Consider the following 2,294-nt stretch of genomic DNA (forward strand, 5'->3'; position numbering starts at 1 on the left):
TGAGAACGGCGGTGCAAAATTAGACCACGGTAGCGCCGTCGTATTGACGGTGCGGGCGGCGTAAAAGTCGTCCACTTTTTCCCTTCTTGCGGCAGCAGGGAGGGCGAGGAGATTTACACCGTGGAACTTTATCGGAAGGTCAGGCTGGCGCGCAGCGAGGGGATGAGCCAGCGGGAGCTGGCGCGCCATTTCAACATATCGCGGGACAGCGTTCGCAAGATGTTGGCGTTTTCGGCGCCGCCGGGGTACCGGCGCAAGAAGGAGATCAAGCGGCCGAAGCTTGATGGGTTTACAGAGATTATCGACGGCTGGCTTGAAGAGGACAAGAAAGTGCCTCGCAAGCAGCGCCACACGGCGAAGCGGATCCACGAGCGGCTTCGGGCGGAGCACGGGTTTACCGGAGGGTATACGATCATCAAGGATTACGTTCGGCAGCGTGACCGGCGCAGCCGTGAGATGTTCGTGCCGCTGTCGCATCCGCCGGGCCATGCGCAGGCCGATTTTGGCGAAGCGGTGATTGTGATCGGGGGCGTTGAGCAAAAGGCCCACTTCTTCGTCCTGGATTTGCCGCACAGCGATGCCTATTTCGTGCGGGCCTATCCGGCGGCGACGGCGGAAGCCTGGATGGACGGCCATGTGCATGCCTTTGCCTTCTTTGGCGGGGTGCCGCAGTCGGTGCTCTACGACAACGACCGTTGCTTGGTCTCGAAGATCCAGCCCGATGGCACACGAGTGCGTGCCACGCTGTTCAGCGGGCTGTTGTCGCACTACCTTTACCGAGACCGCTACGGCCGACCGGGCAAAGGCAACGACAAGGGCAATGTCGAGGGGATGGTCGGCTATGCCCGTCGCAACCACATGGTGCCGATTCCCCGCTTCCCGGACTGGGAGAGCTTCAACGCCTATCTCGAAGAGCAGTGTCTCGCTCGTCAGAACGATATGCTCCGGGGGCACACGGAGACCATCGGCTCGCGTTTGCAACTGGATCTGGCCGAGATGCGCCCCTTGCCAGCCACTCCCTTTGAGGCCTGCGCACAGGCCAGCGGTCGGGTGAGTTCCCAGTCTTTGGTCCGCTACGACACCAACGATTACTCGGTCCCCGTGGCCTATGGCCATCAGGATGTCTGGGTACGGGCCTATGTCGATCAGGTGGTGATTGGTTGCCGTGGGGACGTGATCGCACGCCATCCGCGGTGCTACGCGCGCGAGGACATGGTGTTCGACCCGATCCACTACCTCCCGCTGATCGAACGCAAGATCAATGCCCTGGATCAGGCCGCGCCTCTTGCAGAGTGGGGCTTGCCAGACGAGTTCGACACACTGCGCCGCCTGATGGAAGCGCGCATGCTGAAGGCAGGGCGCCGCGAGTATGTCCAGGTGCTGCGCCTTCTGGAGACCTTCGGCATGGAGGAGCTACACACCTCCGTAAAACAGGCCCTGAAGATGGGCGCGGTCGGCTTTGATGCTGTGAAGCATCTGGTTCTGTGTCAGGTCGAGAAGCGACCACCACGGCTCGATCTCGAGGTGTATCCTTACCTGCCACGGGCGCGGGTCGAGACGACCTCCGCGGCCAGCTACATGTCCCTGATGTCGGAGGCTGCGGAATGACCCATGTCCCCGAGATCCTGCTGGAGCATCACCTCAAGAAGCTGAAGCTTCCGACATTCCTGCGTGAGTATCAGAAGGTGGCGCGCCAATGCGCCACCGAGGGCTTGGATCATGTCCAGTTCCTGACGCGCCTGGTCGAACTGGAGCTGATCGATCGCGAGCGACGGATGGTCGAGCGCCGCATCAAGACGGCCAAGTTCCCGGCCACCAAAAGCCTCGACAGCTTCGACTTCAAGGCAATCCCCAAGCTCAACAAGATGCAGGTGCTGGATCTGGCGCGCTGCGACTGGATCGAACGGCGCGAGAACGTAATTGCTCTTGGGCCAAGCGGCACCGGTAAAACCCACATTGCCCTCGGCCTGGGGCTCGCCGCTTGCCAAAAAGGAATGACCGTCAGCTTCACCACCGCTGCTGCTCTGGTCAACGAACTGATGGAGGCACGCGACGAGCGCCGCCTACTGCGGGTTCAGAAGCAAGTGGCCAGCGCCAAGCTGCTGATCATCGACGAATTGGGCTTCGTCCCTCTCTCCAAAACCGGTGCCGAGCTGCTCTTCGAGTTGATCTCGCAACGCTACGAGCGCGGGGCCACGCTGATCACCAGCAACTTGCCCTTCGATGAATGGACGGAAACCTTTGGCACCGAGCGCCTCACCGGCGCGCTCCTCGACCGGCTGACCCACCACGTC

The 2,294-nt window shown here is 61.6% G+C and carries 2 protein-coding genes; both read left to right on the plus strand.

Going from position 1 to position 2,294, the window contains the following annotated elements:
• Positions 1-120: 120 nt before the first annotated feature.
• The gene (istA, locus tag C8N42_RS21205) at positions 121-1,608 is read left to right on the plus strand and encodes an IS21 family transposase (protein ID WP_170109402.1); all 1,488 of its coding nucleotides are present in this window, start codon (positions 121-123) and stop codon (positions 1,606-1,608) included.
• Positions 1,605-2,294, plus strand: a 690-nt coding sequence (gene istB / locus C8N42_RS21210; RefSeq protein WP_107818373.1) for an IS21-like element helper ATPase IstB, incomplete at its 3' end; no start/stop codon positions are given. The genes istA and istB, both read left to right, overlap by 4 nt.

The sequence above is a fragment of the Celeribacter persicus genome (genome assembly GCF_003050785.1).
Taxonomy (GTDB): Bacteria; Pseudomonadota; Alphaproteobacteria; order Rhodobacterales; family Rhodobacteraceae; genus Celeribacter; species Celeribacter persicus.